This window comes from Methanoregula sp. (genome assembly GCF_049510175.1).
Classification (GTDB): Archaea; Halobacteriota; Methanomicrobia; order Methanomicrobiales; family Methanospirillaceae; genus Methanoregula.
The window spans coordinates 1-5498 of record NZ_JBEKZF010000018.1 but is presented as its reverse complement, the minus strand read 5'-3'; the positions used below and the strand labels follow the sequence as shown (position 1 = coordinate 5498).

At 52.0% G+C, this 5498-nt stretch carries 6 protein-coding genes; 2 read left to right on the top strand and 4 right to left on the bottom strand.

What is annotated here, in order from left to right:
* Positions 1-332, top strand: a 332-nt coding sequence (locus ABSG49_RS11915; protein WP_424026354.1) for a helix-turn-helix domain-containing protein, incomplete at its 5' end; no start/stop codon positions are given.
* A 303-nt stretch (positions 333-635) separates the two neighbouring features.
* On the opposite strand, the gene ABSG49_RS11910 is transcribed toward ABSG49_RS11915, so the two are convergent.
* The 3 genes from ABSG49_RS11910 to ABSG49_RS11900 form a co-directional block, all read right to left on the bottom strand.
* Positions 636-1442, bottom strand: a complete 807-nt coding sequence (locus ABSG49_RS11910; RefSeq protein WP_424026353.1) for a radical SAM protein — start codon at positions 1440-1442, stop codon at positions 636-638.
* 204 nt (positions 1443-1646) lie between these two features.
* Positions 1647-2510, bottom strand: a complete 864-nt coding sequence (locus tag ABSG49_RS11905) for an amidohydrolase family protein (protein ID WP_424026352.1) — start codon at positions 2508-2510, stop codon at positions 1647-1649.
* A gap of 286 nt (positions 2511-2796) precedes the next feature.
* Positions 2797-2991: a rubredoxin gene (locus ABSG49_RS11900; RefSeq protein ID WP_424026351.1), complete on the bottom strand. Its 195-nt coding sequence runs from the start codon at positions 2989-2991 to the stop codon at positions 2797-2799.
* Positions 2992-3556: 565 nt separating this feature from the next.
* Here ABSG49_RS11900 and ABSG49_RS11895 point away from each other — a divergent pair.
* The gene (locus ABSG49_RS11895) at positions 3557-4408 is read left to right on the top strand and encodes an ATP-binding protein (RefSeq protein ID WP_424026350.1); all 852 of its coding nucleotides are present in this window, start codon (positions 3557-3559) and stop codon (positions 4406-4408) included.
* Between the two features lie 66 nt (positions 4409-4474).
* Here ABSG49_RS11895 and ABSG49_RS11890 read toward each other — a convergent pair whose 3' ends face one another.
* Entirely contained in the window at positions 4475-5068 is a 594-nt protein-coding gene (locus ABSG49_RS11890) for a lipase family protein (RefSeq protein ID WP_424026349.1), read from the bottom strand.
* Positions 5069-5498 lie beyond the last annotated feature (430 nt).

Here is a 5498-nt window from a genome sequence, read left to right as displayed (position 1 = left end):
TTTCCACCGTCAGAAAGATCATTGGACATCTCGAACCCAGGTATACCCAGTTCATCGCAGTCATAGCTGCCAGGTTCCTGCTCGATGAGATCGAAGGACAGACAATACTTGTCAAAGGCGCGATATGCCCCATCCGCGGGTATGCGGCAAATTCTATTGACGAGTGCATCATCGCCGCAGTCACTGCACAACGCGAGGGAGCCGCTGGTATTGTCTGTGCACCAGTGCTCGCTTCTATCGTTGAAAAAATAGTCGACATTCCTGTGGCAATCATCAAACCGCGCCCGAATACAGTAGTTGAAGCCATGGAATCCATCGGAAAAAGACTGTGAGCAGTGCCAGGTATCCTCATAGATTTTAAAAAATTAACCGCAGTCACCGTTCGTGGTTGTCCCCAAAAAAGGGAAGAATCGGGGAGCATTCAGGGACGGGATCACGAAATAATCACAGATTGCCTGTTTATAATCGTCTGGTATCCCTGAATCCTGCCCGTTGATGATAACGGTGCTGCTGATACGCACCCATGTGTCCCCATGTTCCGGCTTAGTTTTACTCATCAGGAACCACCCGGTTTCCCAACACTCCCGGGACACATCGCTGTCAGTCACGACGACCGCTCCACCTTCATTCTTTCGTCACACATCACGACCGGGTGTCAGGTCACAGCCGGTACAGGGTAGACACATGGTCTGCGAGTCTTCGACATGCAGGTCATATTTTTTAAGTATATCACGCGTCATTTTCGTGAGTTTCAGCAACCTCCTGGCGCTGGGCCGTGTTGCTAAAATCTCCCCTTTACGATAGGGAGAAATAGTGATCGGGCGTAAAACGGCGATGACCCCCATCTTTGCCAGGTATTCGACCCCTTTTCTGACACATTCATCGGTCTCACCGAGACCGATAATAATATTTGAAGAGACCCGGTTCTTCCCGAATACCTTTACCGCATCGCGTAAAGAATCGAGAATAAAATCAAGCGAGTGGCCTTTTCTTCCGGTACAGACCCGCTCAAAGATCTCCCGGTCCATGGTCTCCACATTGTATTTTACTTCCGTCACTCCCGCGTCTTTGAGCCGTTGCGATGAACCCAGTGTCGGGTAGACCGCGACACCTATAGGAACATTGTATTTTTTTACTGCCTGTACATAGTCCACAACCCGGTCGATCTCGTCTTCCGGTGTTGTTGCAACTCCTGAAGTAAATGCAATCGTCTTCAGGTTCCCGCTTTTTTTTACCTTTTCAACGATTTCAAGAACCTGGTCCAGGGTCTTGATCTTCCCCTGGAACTTGGGGACCGAACAAAATTTGCAGTCATACCTGCACTGTTCACTGATGGTGATGTACGTCTGTTCGGGACAGTGCGCCACCACCGGGTCAATGACTCCCCGCACCAGTTCCTTGTCGTCCTTCAGGATGACGACAGCCCCGTTTTGCTGTACCATCTTTAACGGTGAATCCGCAGTGATCTCCAGGCGAACCCGGTGACCTCCGGATTTAAAGAATATGGACCGCAGTCCTGTACCGGGACCCGCCGTAGAACGGGAAGGCCGTGGCAACAACGACGGTTCGACATCAACTTTTCCCAGTGCCAGCAATTCCGCTTTGATTTCCGCATTCATGTGGGTCATTTCATCCTTTCTCCGGAGTTATATTTTCATCCCAAAGAGGTTCGCGGCATTCTGAGCAAGGAGGTTCTCCAGCACGCCGGGTTTGTACGAGAAACGCCGGAATTCTGCAAGGCTCTGTTTCAGGGGCCGTACCGGGTACGATGAAGCATAGAGTATCCGGTCCCCTAAGTAGTGGTTGGCAGCCACCACCCAGTCCTGAGCCCCCGGAAAACCGGGGATGAACTGGAAGAAATCCGGCAGGACCCACAGGTTTCCGAGAGGTGCATTGGCAATCATAACCCCGAGCATCTCGCTGGTATAGGGGAATGCCCCGTGTACAACAACGATCTGCAGGGTCGGGAAGTCATTTGCCACACGCTGGATGCGCCACGGCTCGGCATACGAAATATCCGGTCCCTGCATAAGGCTGCAGGTGAGATAGAGTACGCCTCCCAGTTCTGCGCATTTTGCATATACCGGGTAAATACGGGGGTCATCCACATACATCGGGGGAACCCACCAACCGGGGTCAACGGCAATGCCGTTGAATCCCATGTTTGTTATGGTGCGTTCGATCTCACGGATGGCAGCCGGTACATCGATCCCGTTAATGCCCGCAAGAGCAAGGGGAAACCTGCCAGGGTACTGGTCACGTAGTTCCGCGATGTCGTCATTGGAGACAACACGGTGTCCTGCCTGCCTGCCCACCAGGATCCCCTTGTCCACACCGGCTTCATCCATCTCCTGCAGGAACAGCTCAACCGATTTCTGGACCATGGACTGCGGGCGTTCGTACCCGCTCACCAGGGGGCTGCGTTTGACCGAGGGCCGCGCTCCCGGTGTCGGTGCAAGTACCTCTCTGAGACTTTTAAACGGGGGTCTCACCCGTGCATCGAGTATCATTCTTTCGTTTTCCTCCCAGGGTATATTCTCCGGGGACTTATTTCGTAATAAAATAGGATCATCTAAAATGTGATTAAGCGACACGAGGACCGGTCGGGATTGTTCGTTTCCGCTGCACTCCGGTCCGTTGGTACTCATCTCCATCCCGTTCCGCTCACAGACCCCCGCTCCTATTTCACGGAACGGCGACCCAATCAACGGCCTGCTCACTCCATCACTAACAGCATCAAAACCAATTTCCTTGAAGGTTCTATCACTACGAAAAAAATTATTTTATTAAAGAAGATTATTCATCAAGCGGCTTGAAAACACCTTTTTTTGCCTTGCAGACTTTGCATTCCGGGCAACGCCAGGTGTCAGGAACATCCTCCCATGCTGTACCTGGGGGTATCCCGTTCTTCGGATCTCCTTTTACCGGATCATAGATGTAGTGGCATTCAAGACACACATACCGGACCATTTTTTTCACTGGCTCTGCCACGGTTCAATCAACTCCTTTCATCCTGCTCATTGTTTGACATTTTTTAGCATTAATTCTTATGAAGGTTTTTCCCGGAGGCAATCCAACATTTTCCGGGAATATCTCCCCACGATAGTGTACAAATCGTCGCCCGCAGGTATTGGGCCGGTACTATCCGGGCAAGGTCGGTTTCCCCGGTAGTGCAGGGTTTAAGATCGAAATTTTTCACCAGCGCATCGAAACCGGCGGGGAAAAGAAACGCCGGGAGTTTTGGGCCAAGCAGGGTATCTATTACACCAAGGGACAATACTACCACCAGGATAAGCCAGCCTGTTTCACGTACCAAGCGATGTTATACGAGACCCGCAGGTCATTGATGCCAACACCGGATGCCAGGTACGTGTGTTGTAACCCGGATCCTGCCATACAACGGGAAAAAATAATTGGGGAGATGAATATCCATGAAAATTACCGCTGTATCAGAAGTCACGTCAGGGCCAAACCCCCACGATAGGGATGCATGGTTGATTTACTCAAATAACCATGCGATCACAGGAGAGATCTCCCAAAATCCGGGAGCGACAATATGAAACGGAAGATAATCAGTATCGACGAAAACAAATGCACGGGATGCGGGCAGTGCATCCCGGATTGCCCGGAGGGGGCCCTCCAGCTCATTGACGGGAAGGCACGGCTCGTAAGTGATCTCTTCTGCGATGGGCTAGGGGTCTGCATCGGCACCTGCCCGGAGGGAGCGATCAGCGTCATCGAGCGCGAAGCTGAACCCTACGGTGAGAAGACCGTGATGGAAAATATCGTCCGGCAGGGAGAAGCAGTGATTAAAGCCCATCTCGAACATCTTGCCGGCCATGGGCAGATGGACCTGTATGACGAGGCGGTTGAATATCTGAAGGGACATACCATCGCCGTTCCCGCCATTGACAGCCCCGTGTGCCACCCTCCACCTGCACATGCCGGTCACCCGCCGTTCGCAGCCTGTCCGGGATCCGCAGCACGGAGCATTTCCCGAAACACCGCTGCCATCAACCGGCAGCCATCGGAAAAAACCGAATCCGAACTTCGGCAGTGGCCGGTCCAGCTTAAACTCCTGAACCCGGCAGCCCCGTATTTTGACAACGCCGATCTGCTGATCTCTGCTGACTGTGTCCCCTTTGCCTGCGCCGGGTTTCATGCGGAGCTCCTGCGGGACCGGATTGTGATTATCTTCTGCCCGAAACTGGATTCGGACATTGACGGATACATCACGAAACTGGCGGAGATCTTCTCCCGCCACGCGATCAAATCGATACTGGTTGCCCATATGGAGGTACCGTGCTGTAGCGGCGTGCGATATGTCGTCGGCCAGGCACTGGAACGGTCGGGAAAGAAGATCCCGGTGACTGAAAAGACGATCACGATACAGGGCGGGATAGAGTAACTTTTTTTCCCGGCGGTCAAAAAAGAGGTCTGGAATAAAGTGAGCCCAGCTATCGGTGGAAAGTGATTATTTCTTACCTGCCGTGTCTGTCAGGTAGTGCATAATCCGGTCAATCACGAGGGGATTTCTGGGCAGGTTGATATGGCAGTACTGGTCAGGTGCCGGCAGATGATCCTCCCGCTCAGTGGATGCTGACAGGATATCAAGTGATATGCCCGGAAGTACAGACTCCCGGTGCGCCACAATACCATCGCCGTCAAGGGTCGCCCGGTATCTTCCATCCGCAGCCATCTCCCAGGTCTTTCCCTCAAACCAGGGGAAGAATCCAGGAATATCTTCGGGATTTGCGGTCACGATAATCCGATAGGTAATGTCTGACCGTAATCCCGCTGTGCGGAGATTGTGTATCACCGGACTTTCGGGTCGAACGTCCTGCACGAGCCGGTCAGCGGCCGGATCATACCCCTGCGGGACAAATACGCCGGTGAGCTTGTTGATTATCTCCTCGCCCCGTTGTGGATCATTAAAAAGTTCCGCAAGAGCCGAGCCTTTATTGGGCGGACCGAGACCGATCAGCTGTCGGACTGCTTGTTTTCGTTCTGTCCCATCCACAACCTCAAGGAGGTATCGGACAATACAGGTCCCAATCGAATGGCACACAATATCGACAGGTCCGGACCAGGCGTTTTCCTTCCGAACATCCTGGAGAAAACTTTGGATGATTCGGCAATCTCCGGCAATGAAGCCCCCTTCATTCCGGTATGATCAAATTTCCTGTACGGGATCCCTGCTGCCTCAAGACGAACAACCAGTCCCTTCCAGATACCAGGGTGGCTGTTCCACCCGTGCACAAGAATCACCGGGTACCGATCACGGGTCATTGCAGTACTATTCGACACCATGAACGAAAATGGTATGCGATCTGGGTGTGAATTCACAAGAGAATAGATCATTGACCGGCAACAACCGCGAATGCCGCAATTAAACTTTATTTCGAAACTATTATTAATCTGCAAAATGATTGCTTTTCATCAGAAAATGATGTAATTGATTTCTGATGGAGGTTACAACACATGGCAGAACAAAAAAA